The organism is Neorhizobium sp. PAMB6630 (assembly GCF_058242775.1).
In genome coordinates, this window is the sequence record NZ_CM177836.1 from 1,592,218 (window position 1) to 1,612,561 (window position 20,344).

18 protein-coding genes are annotated in these 20,344 nt (G+C 62.9%); 12 read left to right on the forward strand and 6 right to left on the reverse strand.

Translation table 11 applies throughout. The features are described from left to right. The 8 genes from AC4CWF_RS07510 (at position 1) to AC4CWF_RS07545 (ending at position 8,972) form a co-directional block, all read left to right on the forward strand. The gene (locus AC4CWF_RS07510; protein ID WP_491284552.1) at positions 1 to 1,749 is read left to right on the forward strand and encodes a hydantoinase B/oxoprolinase family protein; all 1,749 of its coding nucleotides are present in this window, start codon (positions 1 to 3) and stop codon (positions 1,747 to 1,749) included. Positions 1,750 to 2,023: 274 nt separating this feature from the next. Next, positions 2,024 to 3,313, forward strand: coding sequence for an ABC transporter substrate-binding protein (locus AC4CWF_RS07515; RefSeq protein ID WP_491284554.1), 1,290 nt, complete (start codon positions 2,024 to 2,026; stop codon positions 3,311 to 3,313). A 121-nt stretch (positions 3,314 to 3,434) separates the two neighbouring features. Then, positions 3,435 to 4,316 (forward strand): branched-chain amino acid ABC transporter permease, encoded by an 882-nt coding sequence (locus AC4CWF_RS07520; protein ID WP_491284556.1) that lies wholly within the window; start codon positions 3,435 to 3,437, stop codon positions 4,314 to 4,316. Further along, positions 4,313 to 5,275, forward strand: coding sequence for a branched-chain amino acid ABC transporter permease (locus AC4CWF_RS07525; protein WP_491284558.1), 963 nt, complete (start codon positions 4,313 to 4,315; stop codon positions 5,273 to 5,275). Before AC4CWF_RS07520 ends, AC4CWF_RS07525 begins: the two co-directional genes overlap by 4 nt. Beyond that, positions 5,272 to 5,994: an ABC transporter ATP-binding protein gene (locus AC4CWF_RS07530; protein ID WP_491285270.1), complete on the forward strand. Its 723-nt coding sequence runs from the start codon at positions 5,272 to 5,274 to the stop codon at positions 5,992 to 5,994. Before AC4CWF_RS07525 ends, AC4CWF_RS07530 begins: the two co-directional genes overlap by 4 nt. Then, a complete protein-coding gene (locus tag AC4CWF_RS07535; RefSeq protein ID WP_491284560.1) occupies positions 5,991 to 6,695 on the forward strand; it encodes an ABC transporter ATP-binding protein in 705 nt (234 codons plus the stop codon). Before AC4CWF_RS07530 ends, AC4CWF_RS07535 begins: the two co-directional genes overlap by 4 nt. Positions 6,696 to 6,732: 37 nt before the next feature. Beyond that, positions 6,733 to 8,166, forward strand: a complete 1,434-nt coding sequence (locus AC4CWF_RS07540; RefSeq protein ID WP_491284562.1) for a hypothetical protein — start codon at positions 6,733 to 6,735, stop codon at positions 8,164 to 8,166. Between the two features lie 191 nt (positions 8,167 to 8,357). After that, on the forward strand, positions 8,358 to 8,972 hold the full coding sequence (locus tag AC4CWF_RS07545; RefSeq protein WP_491284564.1) for a hypothetical protein: 615 nt from the start codon (positions 8,358 to 8,360) through the stop codon (positions 8,970 to 8,972). A gap of 39 nt (positions 8,973 to 9,011) precedes the next feature. On the opposite strand, the gene AC4CWF_RS07550 is transcribed toward AC4CWF_RS07545, so the two are convergent. The 3 genes from AC4CWF_RS07550 to AC4CWF_RS07560 form a co-directional block, all read right to left on the reverse strand. Then, positions 9,012 to 12,593 (reverse strand): molybdopterin cofactor-binding domain-containing protein, encoded by a 3,582-nt coding sequence (locus tag AC4CWF_RS07550; protein ID WP_491284566.1) that lies wholly within the window; start codon positions 12,591 to 12,593, stop codon positions 9,012 to 9,014. After that, positions 12,590 to 13,180 carry a (2Fe-2S)-binding protein gene (locus AC4CWF_RS07555; RefSeq protein ID WP_491284568.1) on the reverse strand — a complete coding sequence of 197 codons (591 nt, stop codon included), beginning with the start codon at positions 13,178 to 13,180 and terminating at the stop codon, positions 12,590 to 12,592. Before AC4CWF_RS07555 ends, AC4CWF_RS07550 begins: the two co-directional genes overlap by 4 nt. Positions 13,181 to 13,459: 279 nt before the next feature. Continuing rightward, on the reverse strand, positions 13,460 to 13,873 hold the full coding sequence (locus AC4CWF_RS07560; RefSeq protein ID WP_491285272.1) for a MarR family winged helix-turn-helix transcriptional regulator: 414 nt from the start codon (positions 13,871 to 13,873) through the stop codon (positions 13,460 to 13,462). Between the two features lie 404 nt (positions 13,874 to 14,277). Between AC4CWF_RS07560 and AC4CWF_RS07565 the strand changes: the two genes are divergently transcribed. Genes AC4CWF_RS07565 through AC4CWF_RS07580 form a run of 4 tightly spaced genes read left to right on the forward strand, consistent with a single transcriptional unit; the run spans position 14,278 to position 17,871 of the window. Continuing rightward, positions 14,278 to 15,771: a 6-hydroxynicotinate reductase gene (locus tag AC4CWF_RS07565; RefSeq protein ID WP_491284570.1), complete on the forward strand. Its 1,494-nt coding sequence runs from the start codon at positions 14,278 to 14,280 to the stop codon at positions 15,769 to 15,771. 18 nt (positions 15,772 to 15,789) lie between these two features. After that, on the forward strand, positions 15,790 to 16,713 hold the full coding sequence (locus tag AC4CWF_RS07570; RefSeq protein ID WP_491284572.1) for a UPF0280 family protein: 924 nt from the start codon (positions 15,790 to 15,792) through the stop codon (positions 16,711 to 16,713). Further along, entirely contained in the window at positions 16,706 to 17,290 is a 585-nt protein-coding gene (locus AC4CWF_RS07575) for an amino acid synthesis family protein (RefSeq protein ID WP_491284574.1), read from the forward strand. The genes AC4CWF_RS07570 and AC4CWF_RS07575 overlap by 8 nt, the downstream gene beginning before the upstream one ends. Beyond that, positions 17,287 to 17,871: an amino acid synthesis family protein gene (locus AC4CWF_RS07580; RefSeq protein WP_491284576.1), complete on the forward strand. Its 585-nt coding sequence runs from the start codon at positions 17,287 to 17,289 to the stop codon at positions 17,869 to 17,871. The genes AC4CWF_RS07575 and AC4CWF_RS07580 overlap by 4 nt, the downstream gene beginning before the upstream one ends. Before the next feature lie 22 nt (positions 17,872 to 17,893). Here the strand turns inward: AC4CWF_RS07580 and radC are convergent, their stop codons facing one another. The 3 genes from radC to sfsA are packed head-to-tail and all read right to left on the reverse strand — an operon-like array spanning position 17,894 to position 20,339. Beyond that, on the reverse strand, positions 17,894 to 18,715 hold the full coding sequence (gene radC / locus AC4CWF_RS07585; RefSeq protein ID WP_491284578.1) for a RadC family protein: 822 nt from the start codon (positions 18,713 to 18,715) through the stop codon (positions 17,894 to 17,896). 36 nt (positions 18,716 to 18,751) lie between these two features. Further along, entirely contained in the window at positions 18,752 to 19,591 is an 840-nt protein-coding gene (gene map, locus AC4CWF_RS07590) for a type I methionyl aminopeptidase (protein ID WP_491284580.1), read from the reverse strand. A 31-nt stretch (positions 19,592 to 19,622) separates the two neighbouring features. Next, positions 19,623 to 20,339 carry a DNA/RNA nuclease SfsA gene (gene sfsA, locus AC4CWF_RS07595; protein ID WP_491284581.1) on the reverse strand — a complete coding sequence of 239 codons (717 nt, stop codon included), beginning with the start codon at positions 20,337 to 20,339 and terminating at the stop codon, positions 19,623 to 19,625. Positions 20,340 to 20,344 lie beyond the last annotated feature (5 nt).

The following is a 20,344-nucleotide window of genomic DNA, read 5'->3' on the forward strand; positions in this document are numbered from 1 at the left end:
ATGCAGATCGATCCGATCACGCTTTCGGTTATCCAGTCCGGCCTGCAGCAGGTGTGCGATGAGATGGACCTGTCGTTTTCGCGTGCCGCCTTCTCGCCCGTTATCGCCGAGGCGAATGACCGCTCCGACGGCATCTATTCCGCCGTCGATGGCGCGCTGATTGCGCAAGGCTCCACCGGGCTTCCGGTGTTTGTCGGCACGATGCAATATTCGACGCGGGTGCTGATCGAGATGATTGCCGCCGGCACGGCCGCAGCGCCGCAGCCGGGCGATATCTATATCGTCAACGACCCCTATCTCGGTGGCACGCATCTGATGGATGTGCGTTTTGCCATGCCCGTCTATCGCGATGGAAAGATCTTCTGCTGGCTGTCGAATACCGGCCATTGGCCGGATACCGGCGGTGCCGTGCCCGGCGGCTTTTCGGCGTCGGCCACCTCCGTCGAGCAGGAGGGCCTGCGGCTGCCGCCGGTGCGGCTCTTCAAGCAGGGCGTTCTGGATACGGAAATCTACGCGATCATCTGCTCCAATATCCGCGTCTCCGAACAGCGTATCGGCGATGTGAAGGCGCAGGCGGCAGCGCTTCTCGTCGGTGAAAAGCGTCTCGTGCGGATGCTCGACCGTTATGGCGATGCGGTGGTGGAGGCGGCGATCGAGGAACTGCGCCGGCGGGCAGCCGAACAGATGCGCGCCAATATCCGGCTGATCCCGGAGGGTGTCTATCGCTCGACCGCCTATATCGACAGCGACGGGGTGGTGAACGAACCGCTCGAAATCCGCCTATCGATCACGGCAAAAGACGACAAACTCACCTTCGATTTCACCGGTTCGTCCAAGCCGTGTCGCGGGCCGATGAATTCGGTGCTCGCCACCACGCTCTCCTCCGTCTACCTCGCCATGCGCCACATCTTTCCCGATGTGCCGATTTCGGCGGGCGCGTTTGAGCCGCTGGACGTGATCCGCCCAGAAGGTACGTTTCTCGATGCGCAGTATCCGCGCCCTGTCTCCGGCTGCGCGGCAGAGGTCAGCCAGCGCATTGCCGAAGCGGTGTTTGCAGCACTGGTCGAGGCATTGCCGGATCGTGTCACGGCTTCGCCTGCCGGCAGTTCCGGCAATTTTGCGCTCGGCGGGTTCGATCCGGAACGGGGGCAGGGCTATGTCATGTACCAGATTTCCGGCGGCGGTTATGGCGGCAATGCCGATCATGACGGACTGGCGAACGGCTGCTCCACGATCGGCATTTCCAAGGCGCCGCCGGTGGAAATCATGGAGCAGCAATATCCGGTTCTCTATCATCGTTATGCGCTGCGCGAAGGCTCCGGCGGGGCAGGGCGCCATCGTGGCGGTTTCGGGTTGGACTACGAGATCGAGCTGCGGCGCGGCGATGCGACGGCGAGTTTCGTGATGGATCACGGACGTTTCGGCCCGCCGGGAGCACTCGGCGGCGGTGATGGCATGGTCAACCGGGTGACGGTGACGCGCGACGGTGTCGCGATGCAGCCGGAGCACCTGTCGAAGGCGCAGGATATTCCGCTGAAACCAGGTGACCGGGTGCGGGTTGAGACGCCGGGCGGTGGTGGTTATGGCAACGCCATGGAACGGGATCCCGAGGCTGTGGCCACCGATGTCCGGTTGCAGCGATATGGGCTGGAAGATGCCGAGCGGTTGTTCGGCGTGGTGCTGACTGGGGAGGGCGCGGTGGATGGACCGGCGACCGATGCGAGGCGCGCCAGACAGTACGAGAATTGAGTGCGATCATGGATTTACGAGGCGAAAGTTTGCAACGTGCCTTGGTCTCCGATGAGATTTTGAAGTAGTTTTCGGCAGCTGAGTTGCGCCCGCGCTGTCCACGCCGAGAGCTAATCGGAGACCCTATTATTTTCTTGTGCGGACAATGGTCTTTGCTATCGTGCGCCGCATATCGCGCCACCGCATTTTGGGATGAGGATGTCCGCAGGAGGGTGCGGACTATCCAAAGTTCCGTTTGTTGTTCTGATTGATCCATAAAAAAAGGGGAATGAGCATGCATCGGGATTCCAAGACATTTCTGGCGCTGTCGCGTCGTAATATTCTGAAAACCGCAGGCGGTGCCGCCGCCCTGCTGGCAAGTCCTGCCATCCTGCGCCCGGGCTTTGCCCAGAGCGGCACAATCAAGCTCGGCGCGCCGATCCACCGCACCGGCATCGGCGCCTCCTATGGCCGCTGGTACGAGCGCACCGCAACGGCTGCCGTCAAGGTGGTCAACGAAATGGGCGGCATCAATGGCCGTCAGGTGGAACTGATCGTCGAGGACGACGGCACCGACCCCAAGCGCGGCACGGAAGTCATCGAAAAGTTTGCCTCTCAATACAAGGTGGATGCGGTGTTCGGGCACCTGTTCTCCAACGTCGTGGCGGCCGCTGCACCCCGCGCCGGCGAGCTGAAGATGCCCTATTTCATCTGCTCGGAGGCAAGCCTTCTGGGTGCTGGAAAACTCAACCGCTACACGTTCCAGCCGGGCATTACCGACGTGCGCTCGCAGGTCACCTCCATGGCGCCATGGATCGGTGACACGCTTGGCAAAAAGGTGACGATGATCTATCCGGACTACAATTTCGGCCATGATCACCGCGATTTCTTCACCGCCGCCATCAAGGCGCAAGGCGGCGAAGTGGTCGGCAAGATCGCCGTGCCGCCGACGGAAACCTCGTTCACCCGCTATTTCCCGCAGATCCCGCCGTCGACGGAGGTGATCTACCACGTCATGGTCGGACCGGCCGTGCTCACCTTCGTCAAGGAACTTGGCGATTATCTCGGCAGCCAACGCCCGGAAATCTTTGGCTTCATCGATTCGCTTGAGGGTGTCGATTTCGCCACGCCGCAACTCGGTTTCCTCGAAGGCTCCTATTTCTGGGAGGCCTATCCGCGTTATGCGCAGGCCAACCAGAGCGAGTTCGACAAGTTCTTCCGCGAAAAGGTTGGCGTTGATGCCAATGGCGCCAGCGTCAAGGACGGCAAGGACATTTCGACCTATTCCCACATGTTCTCCATCTGGGAAACGCTCTTCGTGATGAAGCAGGCCATGGAGCTTTCCAACTACAAGGGCGAGGCGCAGAAGAAGGATCTGGTGACGGCGATGGAATCCATCAGCACGCTTGCCGAAAGCCGCGAACATCCGCAGGGCGCAAAACTGTTCAACGGCAAGACGCACCAGGTTTTTGGCTCGCAGAACATTTCCAAGGTTGAAGGCGGCAAGCTGAAGGTGGTGCATCGCACCTCCATCGAGGACGGCCTTTACGATACGGATGCCGACTACACCAAGATGGCTCTCTGATCCGCGCTCTGCGCTTGCACGCAAACCCCGCCGGCACATAGGCCGGCGGGGCAAGGTTAACTGCGCCCGGCGATCGCTGAAAAGCATCTTCGGGGGCTGATGCAGGAAAGGCAGCCTTCCCATGGCTCTTGGGCCTTATCTCTTTCTGGCGACCCTTGAAGGGCTGGTGCAGGCAGCGGTGCTGTGCATCACGGCTGCCGGCCTGTCGCTGGTCTTCGGCGTCATGCGGGTGGTCAATGTCGCCCACGGCGAATTCGTCATGCTCGGCGCTGTGATCGCCTGGTTTGCCGCAAGCCTCGTCACCGGCCATCCGGCCATCGGTTTTGCCGTGGCGCTCGTCATCAGCCCTGTTATCGTCGGGGCGATTGCCTTTGCGAGCGAAAGGCTGATCCTGAAGCGGCTGGATTATAATCCGGAAGCCACGATCGTTGCCACCATCGGCCTTCTCTACATCCTCCAGCAGACGGTGCTGATCGTGTATGGGCCGGATGCGCGCCCCGTCGATCCGCCGTTCTATTACACCATCCGTTTTCCGTGGTTCGGTTATTCCAGCTACAAGCTGTTCGTTATCGCAGCTGCCATCGTCATCATGAGCGCCATCTGGTTCGTGCTGCAGAAAACCAAAGCCGGCCTCATCATGCGGGCGGCCCAGTTCGACCGCGAGACGGCGCAGGCCTTCGGTATTCCCGTCGACCGGGTGTCGGCCTTCGTGTTTGCCGCCGGTGCCGGGCTTGCAGCGCTGGCCGGCGTGCTGGTCGTGCCGATCCAGCAGGCGCATTACCTGATGGGGGCCGATCCGCTGCTCCTCTCCTTCATCGTCGTTATCATCGGCGGGCTCGGCAGCATGTCCGGCACGGTGGTAGCGGCGATCCTGATCGGGCTGTCCGACGGCATTCTGTCGGTGATGTTTTCGCCGACGCTTGCCAAGATGGTTTCGACGCTTCTGGTGGCGCTGGTGTTGGTGTTTCGCCCGAACGGCCTGTTCGGAAAGGCGGCGCGATGACGAAATCCGCCTATCGCAACAATCTCGCTCTCACCGGTGCCGTTCTGCTTCTGCTGTTTGTCCTGCAATTCGTGCTGCCGGATTATCATGTGCTGATGGGAACGCGCATGATGGTGCTCGCCGTCTTTGCCCTCGGCTTCAATGCGCTGCTGGGCTATATCGGGTTGCTCAGCCTTGGCCATGCCATGTTCTTTGCCGCAGGGCTCTATGGCGCAGGCCTGACCGTCTATCATTTTGGCTGGAGCCTGCCGGTCGCCTTCGGCTTTGCCGTCCTCGCCTCGGCGCTTCTGGCGCTCGTCATCGGGGCTGTGGTGCTGCGCACGATCCGTGTGTCCTTCATGATCGTCACGCTGATGTTTGCGCAGGTCGCCTACCTGATGGTGCTCTATTTCGCCGAATGGACCAATGGCCAGGAGGGGCTTTCGCTGCCTCTCTCGGCACGCGCCGTGCATCTGTTCGGGGCAACGCTCGACCTCTCCAGCGCCATCACCCGCTATAACCTTGCTTTCGGGCTCTTGGCGCTCTGCCTCGTGCTGCTGTTTGCCTATCTCTCCAGCGCGCGGGGACGGGTGGCAACCGCCATCCGCGACAACGAGGGCCGCACGGAAATGCTCGGCTTTAACGTGCTTGCCGGAAAGCTCGAAATGTTCGTTCTCTCGGGCGCGATGTCGGGGGCGGCGGGGGCGGCCTATGCGCTGCTCTTCGGTTATATCGGCTCCACCTTCGCCTCCTTCCAGTATTCCATCGAAGCGCTGCTGTTTACCCTGCTTGGCGGGGCGGGAACGCTGCTCGGGCCGCTCCTCGGCGTGCTCCTGATGGTCGCGATGATCGACAAGCTCAGCGAACTCACATCCGCCTACCTGCTGGTGATCGGCGTGGTGCTGATCGTCGTCATCCTCTGGTTTCCCAAGGGCATTCTCGGCACGATCCGTGAAAGGTGGGCGCCATGGCTTCTTTGACACCGCTTCTCGTGACCTCGGGCCTGAAGCGCCATTTCGGTGGCGTGAAGGCTGTCGATGGCGTCGATTTCACGCTTTACGAAGGCGAGATCCGCGCCATCATCGGCCCGAACGGGGCCGGCAAGACCACCTTTGTCAGCCTTTTGTCTGGTCGCACCGAAGCCTCCGGCGGCACCATCCGTTTTGCCGGCGAGGATGTGACGCGTATGCCGGCCTATAAACGCGTCCAGCGCGGCATCGCCTACACGTTCCAGATCACCAATATCTACCAGACGAAAAGCGTGGCGGATAATGTGCGGATGGCGGTGCAGGGGCGCATGCAGCGCGGGGGCATGCCGGCCTTTGATTTCGAGGCGGAAACTCTTTCGGCGCTTGCGGCGGTCGGGCTGTCCGACAGGGCGGAGACGATCGCCGGCGAACTCGCCTATGGGCACCAGCGGCTGCTGGAAATCGCCATGGGGCTGGCGCTGCAGCCAAAGCTGCTGATCCTCGACGAGCCGACTCAAGGGTTATCCGACGCGGAAATCGAGAATTTTCTGGTGCTGGTGCGCACCATTGCCAAACGCGCCACGGTGCTGCTCATCGAACACAACATGGCGGTGGTGATGGCGCTTGCCGACAGGATTTCGGTGCTGACGCGCGGCCAGCTGCTGGCCGAGGGCACGCCGGCCGAAATCCGCGACAATGCGGCCGTGCAAGAAGCCTATCTGGGGGCATGATGCTGAAGATCGAGAATTTCGATGCCTATTACGGACAAAGCCAGGCGCTGCGCGACTTTTCAATCACCGTTTCCCCCGGCGAGGTTTTGTGCCTTCTCGGCCGCAACGGTGCCGGCAAAACCACCGCGCTGAAAGCGATCATGGGCATCGTTCCGCCGAAGCGCGGGCGGATTTCGCTTGGTGGTCATGATCTGACGGGCCTGCCCGCCAACCGCATCCCGATGGCGGGTCTCGGATACGTGCCGCAGGGGCGGCGCCTGTTTTCCGAGCTGACCGTGCGCGAAAATCTTGAGATCGGGCTGATGACGCGCAAGAGCAGGCCGGCCGCGCTGGAGCGGGCGCTGTCCTATTTCCCGGCCCTTCGCGAACGGTTTTCCCAGCGCTCCGGCACGCTGTCCGGCGGCGAGCAGACCATGCTGGCCATGGCCCGCGCGCTCTGTATCGAACCATCAGTGCTGATGCTGGACGAGCCGACGGAAGGGCTGATGCCGAGCATGATCTCAACCATTCGCGACGTGGTGATCCGCCTGCGCGATGAAGGCGTCGGTGTGCTTCTGGTGGAGCAGCGCATCGATGCGGTGCTGCCGGTCGCCAGCCGCATCGCCTTCATGGACCACGGGGAAATCAAGGCGGAGATGGACATCGAGGCGGTGCGCGCCGATCCCTCGATCCTCAAGACCTATCTGGGGGTCGGCCATTGAGATCGAGGCAGGGCGGATGATGGGGCAGGGGCGAAATGTGCTGATAAAGACGGCCGCTCGCTGCCTGACCGTTCTTCTTGCCTGCCTCCTGCCGGTTAGCGCTTTCGCGCATGGGGCGGAAGGCGGTATCGTGCTGCTGTTGCCGACGGGCTATTATCTCGCCGGGGCTGCCTTTGTCGTTGCGATCACCTTCCTCTTGTTTTCCGTGATGCCGGAAGGCTTTACCCGCTGGCTTTACCGGGGAATAACAAGGCTTCCAGCCGTCGCTGCGCCATCAGGAGCCTGGATCAGCCTTGCCTCCTTCCTGATCATGGCGGTGATGGTGCTGGCAGGTTTTTTTGGCAGCCGCGATCCGCTGCTCAACCCGCTGCCAGCGGTGATCTGGACGCTCTGGTGGGTGTGTCTCACCATCGCCCACGGGCTTTTCGGCGATTTCTGGCGGGTGCTAAATCCCTGGAGCGGGCCGCTCCACCTCATGCGGCGCGTGACGAAACGGCCGGCTGGAGAGCGGGCGCTTCTGCCGCTGCCGGCATGTCTCGGTTACGCCCCGGCACTCGTGCAGTTTTATGCCTTTGCCTGGTTCGAGCTGGTGGATTTGAGCCCCAGCGATCCGGCACGGCTTGCAACAGCCGTTTGCCTCTACTGGTGCTTTAATTTTTTGGCCATGCTGGTGTTTGGTGCAAAGCCATGGCGGCAGCGGGGCGAGCCGTTTTCGCTGGCCTTCTTTTTCATCAGCCGGCTTGCGCCCCTCGGCTTTTTCCGCACGCCTGAACAAAAGTTACGCGTCTTTCTCTGCTGGCCCGGAAAGCAGTTGTTCGACCTGCCGCCGCTCCCTTTGAGCGGCATGGCTTTCATCCTGCTGACCTTGTCGACGGTCACGTTCGACGGGTTTTCGCGCACCTTCGTCTGGCTGTCTGCCATCGGCGTCAACCCGCTGGAGTTTCCGGGCCGCAGCGCCGTGATGGTGTCGTCGAGCCTTGGCATTCTCATGGCCTTTGCGGCGCTCTCGGCCCTGTTCTTCGGCAGCGTCTTTCTCGGCTGCCGTCTTTCCGGCACGCGTTCCATGATGCCGGTCGCCGGGCGGTTGATCTACAGCATCATCCCGATTTCCGTTGCCTTCCAGCTGTCGCATTACCTGACGCTGGTGCTGGTGGAAATGCAGAACCTGATGGTGGCGCTATCGGACCCGTTCGCCCGCGGCTGGGATCTTTTCGGCACGGCGGATCATCATGTGACGACCTCCTTCCTGTTCACCTTCGAGGGCGTGCAGGCGATTTTCAACACCCAGACGGCAGCCATCGCTCTCGGCCACGTCGTGGCGGTCATTCTCGCCCATGCGCTGATGCTTGATTGCCTGCGTGAGACGGCGCGTGCCAAGCGCCGGGTGTTCTGGCTGGAACTGCCGTTTGCGGCCCTGATGGTGTTTTACACAGCCTTCGGCCTCTGGCTGCTTTCGACGCCGAGGATTTGAGCGATGGCGAAAGTGGTCGCACACACGGAGCAGGGACCGGAGGCACCACCGGAGCCGCCCGTGGGACGGAGCAGGTAGACGATGCCAAAAGATGTCCGTCGCGCCGAAAGAGGCGTAGGATGGTGCGGTCGCTCCGGTGGGTTGGTTGCTGCGGACGTGAGGAAGGGCAGGCGGTGATGAGAGGCCTCTGCATGGCGCTGGTCTTGGCATTCGGCGTATGGGGTCCGCCTGACACCGCCCGGGCCCATGGTTTTGGCGCGCCCGAGGATCAATCCGGTTTTGCCATTCCCTCCATCGATCATGCGGCCATGCAGGTGATTGCGCCATTCCGCGACCGGATCGTCATTTTGGCGCGCGGGGCAGCATCCGGGGATGCGGAACTGTCGGCGCTTCTGCTGCACAACCAGATGCAGTCCGCAAACTGTCTCTGGCTCATGGTGCCGGGAAGCCTGACGGACGAGGATAACCCGTTCAACGAATGCGCCCATGCGGATATGGCGGGGTTGAAGGCAATGGTCGAGCGGATGTCCCAGTTACCGCAGACCAAAGACGCCGCCCGAACGCTGATCTCCGATCTCGATCATGACATGGTGCTGGCGGGCACATCCTTCGTGCTCTGCGCCTTCAGCCGCGAAAATTTCAACACGGCCTCGCAGGTGCGGCCGGATTGGCTGGCGGCTGTTTCCTATTTGGCAAAGCGTCACTGGCTGGGCCTGAGCTTTTTTGCTTTCTGTCTGTTCCTTGCAACGCTTGCCATGCTGGTGGCGCGCAGCCATGCGGCAGGCGAAGGCCATAAAACATCCTGAAGCCTTCCGTTCAGCGTCGCCGGGCAGGGCAGGACCGGATCAGTCGATGGGTGCGCTACTCCTGATCCCAGCTACGCTCGCAGACGTTTGCGGCCATGCCGGCTTTCCCGGCGCGAAGCGGGCTCGCAGATAGGCTGCGAGTTCACCCAGTTGCCGATCGCCAAAACTGTCGCGGAAGGACGGCATGGACATCACCTCCATGTCCGCATCCGGGCGTGCGCGAAGGCTTGCCGGTGCCTCGACGCCATCAAGCACGGCCTGCATCAGGTTATCGGGCGTTGCGCCATGCAGGGTGCTGTTGAGCGAGAGATGCGCAAGCTGGCTTTTGCCGTCATGACAGGCGCTGCAGGCGCCTTCAAACAGCCGCGCTCCCTCGGGAAAAGCAAGAGCTGCCTGCGGTGCCGCCGCCTCCGAGGCTGCGATCACATCCGCCCTTGTCAAGGTCTGGGCAGCCCCTGCCGGCGGCTGAAGGCTTGCAAGATAGGTCGCTATCGCCTGGATATCGGCATCTGGCAAGTCCGAGAGTTGACCCACGACCAGCGCCATCGGCCCGGCCGCGCTGCCGTGATCGGCGGAATGGCCGGTGCGCAGATAGTCGTAAAGCGCATCCACAGTCCAGCCGATCGGTCCCGGTGAGGCGCCGTTGATCGCCGGCGCCTGCCAGCCATCGGCAAACCCGCCGGAAAGATGTGCCTTGCCGGTCTCTTCGGCGCCGAGCGCATTGCGCGGGCTGTGGCAGGCGGAACAGTGGCCGAGGCCTTCAACCAGATAGGCGCCCCGGTTCCAGGCCTCGCCCTTGTCGGGGGCGTAATCGATGGTGGTGCGGTTCAGGTAAAGCGTGTTCCACCCGGCCATCAGGCTGCGGTTGTTGAAGGGAAACCGCAAGCTGGATGGCTGCGAGGGTTGGGGCGCTGCCGGCGTGTTCATCAGGTAGGCATAGAGATCCTGCAGATCGCCGTCGCTGACATGGGTGAACGACGTATAGGGATGCACCGGATAAAGATGACTGCCATCGCGGCTTATGCCGTCGCGCATGGCCCGCACGAAGGCCGGATAGGACCAGCCGCCGATGCCGTGGCGTTCGTCCGGCGAAATGTTTGGTGACACCACCGTGCCGAACGGCGTGTCGAACCGTCGCCCGCCGGCTAGTGCTGAACCTTCCTCATCCGCGTGACAGGTGGCACAGCCGCCGGCCGCCGCCACCAGCCGGCCGCGCTCGACGCTTGCCGCGCCAAACAGCGCCGGATCGGGACGCTTGATCGCATCGATGGCCGGACGCCACGGCGACATCACCGCAAGGCTACCGGCTGCAAGGCCCGCGAACCCCGTGACACCAAGAAGCCCGAAACCGCCGAGCCGCAGCCACCGCTTGCGCTTTTTCTGCACGGCCTGCCGGTGTTCGAGTGTCTGGCGTCCTTGTAGGCCGGCCAGCACGCGCTCCGGCGTCAGTGGAAGCTCGCGAAAGCGCAGGCCCGTCGCATCATAGACGGCGTTGACGATGGCGGCAGCGCTCGGCACGGAGGCGGATTCGCCGGCGCCACGCGGTTCCTCATCCGGGCGCGGAATCATCAGCACGTCGATGTCAGGCGTCTCCTCGAAGGTGAGGATGGGATAACCACCCCATTCCAGGCTCTCGATGCCCGTCTGCGTAAACCGCACTTCTTCCTTCAGCACGCGGCTGACGGACTGGATGACATTGCCGTGGATCTGGTGGCGCACGCCATCTGGGTTGATCATCAGCCCGGTATCCTGGCCGACGGTGACGCGCGTGACGGAGACCTCGCCGGTGCGGCGGTTGACCGCGACATCGGCCACCCAGGCGGACCATGCGGCGGGCGTGCCGGGGAATTTTCCGTGGACATAAAGCGCATAGGCAAAACCGCGCCCGTAAAGCAGGTCTCCCTCGCTGCCTTCGGTGCCGAAGCGGGTGCGCGGCTTCCAGCCGGCCTTTTCGGTGACGGCGCGCACCAGATCCGCGCCGCGGGGGTCTGTGAGATAGCGCAGCCGGTATTCCACCGGATCGACGCCGGCAGCGGCCGCCAGTTCATCGAAGAAGCTTTCATGGGCAAAGGAGTTCGGCATGGCCGAGACGCCGCGAAACCAGCTGGCACGGGCAATCGGCGGCATGTCATGCACGGCAATGCGCATATTACTGACGGCATAGGGCGGAATGGCGGTGCGGTCGCCCATTTCCGTCACATCAGGCACGGCTGCCAGCTTGCCGGTGAGGATGAGGGCCAGCGTCGGCGAGAGGTTGGAAGGGTACCGCGTCTCGAAATCATAGGCGATGGGGCCGCCTTCAAGGTCGAGCCCGCCGCGCACGTCGATCACCTGTCCGGCGCCCTTAGGCTCCCAGCCATGTTCCTGCTCGCGGGTCAGCTGAACACGCACCGGCCGGCCGGTGGCGCGTGACAGAAGGGCGGCATCGGCCGTCACGTCGTCGGCGCAGTTGCGGCCGTAACAACCGGCCGCCTCGTGGCGCTCGACCACGATGGCCTCCTCGGGCATGTCCATCAGCCGGGAAAGATCGCGGCGCATGAAATGCGGGTTCTGCGTGCCGGACCAGACGACGAGTTTTTCTGGCGTCCAGTCTGCCACCGCGCAGGAGGGGCCGATGGAGCCATGCATCTGGTAGGGCCAGACATAGGTGCGCTGCATGAGGGGCGAGGCACCGAGAAGCGCCCGCTCCACATCGCCGTCGTCCTTCAGCAGGCGCTTCTTTCCGGGATTGTTCTTGAGCGCCGTCTCGACATCGTTGAGGTCGGGCCGGATGGGAGGCACCTTCCACTGCACTTTGAGGCGGCGCGCGGCCTCTGCGGCAAACTCTTCGCGGGTGGCGACCACGCCGACGAAATCGCCGATCGCCACCACGGCCACCAGCCCCTCGACACCGGCAATGGAGGTCTCATCCACCGCAATCAGGCTGGTTCCGACACCTTCGCCATGGTCATAACCCACATAGGGCGGGCGGATGACGCGGCCATGCAGCATGCCGGGCACGCGGACATCATGCACATAGGTCCAGTCACCCAGGGTTTTTGCCGCAACATCGTTGCGCGGCTGTGGCTTGCCGACAATGCGGTATTGATCCACCGGCTTTGTCGGGGCTGTCGGATCGATCTCGATGCGGCAATGGCGGCCGCGCACGAGATCGCCATAGGAGACGGTGTTTTGACCGTTCCCGACAAGACCGGCCTCAACGCTCAGATCCTCAAGCGGGCATCCCATATGGTCGGCGGCCAGTGCCAGCAGGTGGCGGCGGGCGCTGGCAGCGGCAAGGCGCAAGGGGTTGGCGGTGATCTGGATGGTTTCGCTGGCAATCGTCGGCCCCTGGTCCGGCGCAGCCGAGGTGGTGCCGAGAACCATGGTGACCTGCTCGAAGGCGACGTCCAGTTCTTCGGCAACGATCTGCGCCAGCGCCGTGCGGATACCGGTGCCGAGATCCACATGGCCGTTGAAGGCAATGATGGCACCATCGCCCGTCAGGGCCAGATAGATGTCCGGCTGGTTGCCGCTGCCGGGGCGGGTGACCAGCAGGATGTCGTCTGCCTCCAGATAGGCGCTGCTGGTTTTTTCACAAAGCGTGCCGGGATCGGAATGCGGAGGCGCAACAGATGTCATGGCGCGGACGCCTCCGCCTCTGCCCCTGCAACAGGTGCCGGATGAAAAGGAGCGGGTGGCGATTGCAAGGTCTTAAGCCGGGGAGGGGCCTCGGCCGTCTCCTCTGCCATCCGGTCGCGCGCAAGCCGCACGGCGGCGAGGATTTCCATATGCGTGCCGCAGCGACAGAGCTGGCGACGCAGCGCCGCCCGGATCGCCTTTTCATCGGCCTGCGGATTGCTGCGCAGAAGTCCGACGGTCGCCATGATCATGCCGTTCAGGCAATAACCGCATTGCGCTGCCTGCATCTCGCAAAAGGCCTGCTGCACCGGATGCGGCGTCCTGTCATCATCCAGCCCACCGGAGGCCAGCCCTTCGAGCGTGGTGATCGACCGGCCGCGCACGGCGCCGATGCGGGTGGTGCAGGCGCGGATGGGCCGGTCGCCCAGAAGCACGGTGCAGGCGCCGCATTCGCCAAGGCCGCAGCCGAATTTCGCGCCGTTCAGCCCGCAATCATTGCGCAGCACATAAAGCAGCGGCGTCTCCGGCGAGAGCGCAAAATCCCGGCTCCTGCCGTTGATGATCAACGTCACGGACTGTGTCGTCATGCTGTCCCGGCCTCTTCGGCAGGAATGCGCGCAAAGTTCTTCCCTTGGTTCCCATTTGAGGGTCAGCCCGTCGGGCAGCCCGGTGGGAGGTGAGGAGTGCGGCGTTCCCGTTTTGGTTTTTGTCGTACGCATCCATGACAGGGATGATAGCCGGAAATCATTGGCACGCAAACGAATTTTGCAGCCATGACGCGACCGCCGCCGCGCTCTGCGCAATGGGGAAACGCGGAGCGAAAAAGCCGCCTGGGAAGAGCGATGGCGCTATACCTCACGCGAGGTTCAGCAGATCTTGCGCAGCAATTCGATCAGCATCATGCGTTCGCCTGAGGTGAGCGGCGACAGCGTTTCCTCGGTCACGGCAACGGCAGTCAACAGGTTGCGGGCAATGGCGGCCTCACCTTCACCGGTCAGGGACAGCACCAGCCGGCGCCCGTCCTGCGGGTCCGGCGCGGTGCTGACATAACCCCGCTTCACCAGCCGGTCGACAACGCCCTTGATGGTGGCGACATCCATGGCGGTGTCGCGGCCAAGCTGGTTCTGGGAGGTTGGCTGGATCTCGCGCAGCTTGGTCAGCGCTGCCCATTGCGTCGTCGTCAGCCGGTCGCCCATCTGAGCCGAAAAGATCGCCACATGCCGCTGGTTTGCCTGCCGCAGGAAAAAGCCGATCTGCTGGTCGACCTTGTAAGTCTCCATGTCGGACGCGGATGCGTGCGAAGCGCTCTCGCTTTTCTTGGCCCCGGCCATGCAGTTACCCCGTCGAACCTGATCAAGCCCCCGGTTTATCCCGCAAGGGCGAATTGTCAACGCGCTTTGCCGGGCGGCAACCGCTGCTTCAAGGCCAGTGCCGGAGCCGTCCAGATTTCGTTTGCGACATCAGCTTTCGGCGCTAGACTTGTTTGCCTGCCAATGGAATGGCCGCGAGGCGGCGCCCGTCTGTGGGGCCGGTTGCGGCCTTTTGCAGAGCCGGACGCTGTGAGGCCTTGCCTTGACAGGTCTGAAATTTGCGCTGATATTCATTCGTATACAAACAATATGTGCCAAAGCACGCGGGAACAGAACAGGGCAAGGCCGCGAAAGCGTCCGGCCGGGAGCGCCAGATGGTCAAGCAGCACGTGGAAAGCGCGGTGAATGGCAAGATCCGCTGCGATGCCTGTCCCGTCATGTGTTACATCGCCGATGGCCGTTCCGGCGCCTGCGACCGTTATGCCAATATCGCTGGCGAACTGATCCGTGTCGATCCGCTGACGGTGATCGAGCAGACGATGACATCGGGCGGTCCGGTCGTTGCCTTCCTGCAGGGTGAAGACGGCGAAGACTGGTCGGGCGATCTCGTTTACGCAAAAACGCCCTTCGTCACCGCCGTCGGGGCCGGCACCACCTATCCGGATTATAAGCCGGCGCCCTTCATCGTGTCGCAGAAGCAGAATGGCGTCGATATGGTGACTGTGGTTACCGAGGGCATCTTTTCCTATTGCGGCGCCAAGGTGAAGATCGATACGGACCGTTTCATCGGGCCGGAAACGGCGATGGTGCGGGTTGAGGGCGAGCCGGTCGGCCATGTCACCACCGGCGAATATGGTTCGCAAATGCTGTCGCTCGGTGGCGTTCATCACCTGACCGGCGGCTCCAAAAAGGAAGGCCGCATCACCTGCGATACGCTCATGCGGCTTTGCAATAGCGAGCGGGTGGAGATGCAGATCGATGGCGGCGCTATGCTCTGTCTGCAGGCGGGCCATGCGCCCGTCATTAACGGCGTCGAGGAAAGCCGCATGCGCGTCGGTTGCGGTTCGGCCACCATCGGCATGTTTGCAAAACAATGGCAGGATATGGTGGACGAGGTGGTGGTGGTGGATGATCACATCACCGGCGTCCTCTCCGAACACCAGGCCGGGAAGCTCCTCGACATTGCCCCCACAGGCATCCGCATCAAGGGCCGGCGCTCGACACCGGGACGCTATTTTCAGGTGGCGGAGCCCGGTACCGGATGGGGCGGCACCAATATTTCCGATCCGCTGTCGATCCTGGGCGATTTCGATCCGAAGGTCGCCTATCCCGGCTTGCGGCTGTTGATGGTGTCCACCACCGGTGAGCAATACGGCTATTATATTCTCGATGAAAATCTCGTGCCGGTGGCACAATCCATCCTGCCGTCCGCGGTGCGCGAGACGGTGGAGATCGTTGCGGAAAACTGCGAGCCGGCCATGGTCTCGGTGCTGTTCATGGGCGGGGCTGGCGGCAGCCTGCGCGCCGGTGTCACCACCAATCCGGTGCGGCTGACGCGTTCGGTCAAGGAGGCGCTGACCCATGTTTCCTGTGGCGGGGCGCCGGCCACCGTCTGGCCGGGCGGCGGCATTACCGTCATGGCCGATGTGACGCAGATGCCGTCCAACAGCTTTGGTTATGTGCCAACGCCAGCGCTTGTGGCGCCCATCGAGTTTACGATGCGGCTTTCCGATTACGCGGCGCTGGGCGGCCATATGGAGGCCATCGTGCCAATCGAGCAGGCGCTGGAACTGGCCGAACGCAAGATCGCACCCGTCTCTGCCGGCGCATGGCCGACGGCGGAACGCAATTTCCGTTGGGGCCACTAGGGCAAGGGGCGAAACGTCATGAGCGGAGCAATCGGCGCCTATCTCGACGGATCACCCGATGGCCGGCTGCATCTGCAGCACGGCCCAATTGATCTCGTCATCGGTGTCGCCGGTGGCCCGCCCGGACTGGAAAGCGCTCTGCGGGCGCAGGCCTATCAGAAGGCCGCCGTACGCTTTTCCAGCGTTCTGGAAGACCTCGTCGCCGAACTGCCGCTCCTGAAGGCGAGAGCCTATCCCGGATGCCCTCAGCCGCAGGGGCCGGTGGCACGCCGTATGATGGCGGCTGTAACGCCTTTGTCGGAGAGGCATTTCATCACGCCGATGGCAGCCGTTGCCGGCGCCGTGGCCGAGGAGGTGCTGGAGGCGATGCTTTCGGGGTTTGCGACCGGCGACCGGCCATCACGTCTTTATGTCAACAATGGCGGTGATATTGCGCTCAATCTGGATCACGATGCCGAATGGCGGGTCGGCATGGCGCGCGAAGACGGGGCAGGGCTTGGCACCTTCACCATCCGCGCCGGTGATCCGGTGCGCGGCATTGCAACCTCGGGGCAGGGCGGGCGCAGCCTTTCCATGGGCATTGCCACGTCTGTCACCGTGCTTGCAAAGGCCGCCGCTGCCGCCGATGCCGCCGCCACCATCATTGCCAATGCCGTCGATCTGCCCGGCCATCCCGCTATTGTTCGCGCGCCCGCCAATCGCCTCGTAGAGGACAGCGATCTGGGCGATCGTCTCGTCGTCACCTCCTGCGGTGATCTGGACGAGGCCGAAATTGCCGAGGCGCTTGACCGGGGGCAAGTGATGGCCGAGCACTTGAGGGCGCAAGGCCTGATTGATCGCGCCGCCCTTTTCCTGCGCAATCGCGTTCGCACCGTGGGCGAGGGGCCGTGCCCGCAAATGCCAAACAATTCCGCACGCCTGGAGAGATACGCTCATGCCTGAACCGAAAATCCGCAAGTTCCTGATTGTCGTCGAGGAGGTGTTTCACGAGGGCGGGCCGGTGGCTGCCGTGCCGTTGAAGCGGGCTGCCGTGATTGCCGTTATCGAAAACCCGTTTGCCGGGCGCTATCACGAAGAGATTGCAGGCTTCATGAAGGATCTCGAACCACTGGGTGTCGAGATGGCGAAACGGCTGGTTACTGTGCTCGGCGGCGATACGGCGCTGATCGAAGGCTATGGCAAGGGCGCCATTGTAGGCCAAGCCGGCGAACTGGAGCATGGCGCGCTCTGGCATGTGCCGGGTGGTTATGCCATGCGCGAGGTGCTGGGAGATGCGAAGGCGATCGTTGCCTCCACCAAAAAGGTCGGCGGCCCCGGCACAAGGCTCGATGTGCCGGTCACCCATATCAACGCTTCCTATGTGCGCTCGCATTTCGATGCGATGGAAGTCGGCGTGCCCGATGGTCCGCGCGCCAACGAACTGGCGGTCGTGCTGGTCATGACGACAGGGGCACGCATCCATGCCCGCGTCGGTGGGTTGAAGGCCGCAGAGATCAAGGGCGAGGACGGGCTTCGATGAAAGCCGAAATCCGCAAGCTTGCGGTTTTTGTCGAGGAACTGCACCGCGAGATGGATCGCCCGGTCTCTCCGCCGACGCGAAAAGCCTCAGCCGTCGCCGTCATCCGCAATCCGTTTGCCGGACGTTACGTGGAGGATCTGGGCGACCTCATCGAGATCGGTGCCGAACTTGGCGGGCTTCTCGGGCAACGCTGCGTGGAGGCGCTCGGCATCCTGCCGCAGGCGGCGGAAAGTTATGGCAAGGCAGCGCTGGTGGGCGAGAATGGCGAGCTGGAACATGCGGCTGCCATTTTGCACCCGGCCCTTGGCAAGCCGCTGCGGGAAGCGGTGGAGAAGGGGGCAGCGCTAGTGCCATCCTCCAAGCGTCGCGGCGGGCCGGGCGCTGTCCTTGATATTCCACTTGGCCACAAGGATGCCGCCTATGTGCGCTCGCATTTCGATGGAATGCAGGTTTGGCTGAACGACAGCCCGCGCGCCGATGAAATCATGGTGGCGGTTGCGGTGACCGATAGCGGCCGGCCGCTGGCGCGCATCGGCGGCCTTCAGGCTCATGAGATCGAGGGCCGGGACGGCCTGCGCTGACCTTTTCTCGGTTTTCGGCTGATCAGATCAGCCGCAGGCCCTTCAGGCTGGCATGGCCATCCTTGCCGATGATGATGTGATCGTGAACGGTGATGCCGAGCGGCTTTGCCGTATCGATGATGGTTTTCGTCATGTCGATATCGGCGCGCGACGGGGTCGGGTCACCGGAGGGATGGTTATGGACGAGGATCAGCGCGGTGGCTGAAAGTTCCAGCGCCCGCCGCACCACCTCGCGCGGATAGACCGGCGTGTGATCGACGGTGCCGCGCCCCTGAACCTCGTCGGCAATCAGCGCGTTGCGCTTGTCGAGGAAAAGAATGCGGAACTGCTCGCGCGCCTCATAGGCCATGGCGGCATGGCAATAATCGATGACGGCGGACCAGGAGGCGAGCACCTGCTTGCCGCGCAACTCGCTTTTCAGGATGCGCTGGCCAACGGAGGCAATCAGCTTCAGGTCAAGCGCCACGGCTTCGCCGACGCCCTTGACCTCCTGCAGGAGCGAGGTCTGCGCCCCGAACACGCCGGCCAGATTGCCAAAACGGTCGATCAGCGCCTTGGCGATCGGTTTGGTGTCGCGGCGCGGGATGAGGCGGAAGAGCAGCAGTTCGAGGATTTCGTAATCGGCGAGCGCGGTGTCGCCATGTTCGCGGTAACGGCTGCGCAGGCGCTCGCGGTGGCCGTGGTAATGCGCCTGCTTGTCGTCATCCGCCTTGACCGGCTCGGCCTTTTTCATGCCGCCGGATTTCTGTGCCTGTTCGGCAAAGAAGCCGCGCTCGTCAGTAAAAAGATCGTCTGGCGCGGCATCACCGCCGTGTTCCGGCCCGCCCGCCGGGACCTGCGGCATATCAGTGTCTGTCGGCAAGGGCGGGTGTTTCATCGATCAACCGTTGAGGGGAGGAAGGCCGGGCCTGTCGAGACCACCGGGAGACAGGGTAAAAATCTCGCAGCCGGTGGCCGTGACACCCACGGCATGTTCGTATTGCGCCGACAGCGACCGGTCGCGTGTCACCGCCGTCCAGCCATCGGAGAGAACCTTTACATGCGGCTTGCCGAGATTGATCATCGGCTCGATGGTGAAGATCATGCCCTCGCGCAGTTCCGGGCCTTCATCAGCACGGCCGTAATGCAGAATGTTCGGGCTGTCGTGGAACAGGCGGCCGACGCCGTGGCCGCAGAAATCGCGCACCACCGAGCAGCGTTCGGCTTCCGCATAGACCTGGATCGCTTCACCGATGGCGCCGGTGCGCACGCCGGGCCTCACCACTGAGATGCCGCGCATCAGGCATTCATAGGTCACTTCCATCAGCCGTTCGGCCGCACGTTTCACCTGGCCGACGGGATACATGCGGCTGGAATCGCCGTGCCAGCCATCCAGCACATAGGTGACGTCGATATTGACGATATCGCCGTCGCGCAGCGGCTTGTCGTCGGGCATGCCGTGGCAGACCACATGGTTGAGCGAGGTGCAGACGGAATATTTATAGCCGCGATAATTGAGGGTGGCCGGAAGTGCGCCATTATCCATGCCGAATTCGAACACGAAACGATCGAGCGCTGCCGTGGTCACGCCGGGCTTGACGAGGGCCGCCAGCTCATCGAGGCACCGGGCCGTCAGCTGGCAGGCCTTGCGCATGCCGGCAAAATCGGTCGCCGGCTCATAAAGCCGGATTGCGCCCGTGTTCTTTTTCGGCGCCGATGCCGCCTCGATATAAGTTACCATTGAACCACTTTCGTCTCGAATACAGCGTTTTTTAAACAGCCTGTCCCCCTTCGTCCATCGCGATCACGCGATCCGGCCAAATTCCTTGCGGTTCTATGCGGCAGGTCAGTGCATAAGCCTCCACACCGCGGGCGCGTGCCCGCCGAAAGGCCAGCGCATAGGCGGGATCGAGATCCTCGCAGATGCGCAGCCGGTCGCAATCATTGCGCTGGACGACATAGAGCATGACGGCGCGATATCCGGCCTCCACCATGTCGCCCAGTTCGTTGAGATGTTTTGCGCCGCGAAGGGTGACCGTATCGGGAAACTCGGCAAGGCCTGGGCTGCGGGTGAAATGCACATTCTTCACCTCCACATAAGCCGGCGGCCGGGCGGGATCGAGCAGCAGCATATCGATGCGTGAATTCTGGCCGTAGCGCTGCTCGCGCTTCAGACTGGCATATCCGGCAAGACCGGGCACGAGGCCCGCCCGGATTGCTTCTTCCGCCAATCGGTTCGGCAAGCCGGTATTGATGCCGACCAGCGTGCCGTCGGCCTCCACCAGTTCCAGCATATGGCGGTATTTGCGCGTCTTGCTGTCGTGTTGCGACAGCCAGATGCGCGAACCGGGCGTCGTCAGGCCACGCATGGAGCCGGTGTTCGGGCAGGAGCCGGTAAGCGCCGTGCCGTCCTCCAGCACGGCGTCGAAGAGGAAACGTTTGTAGCGGCTGACAAGCCGGGCAGGCACGAGCGGGGGATCGAATATCATCGGCT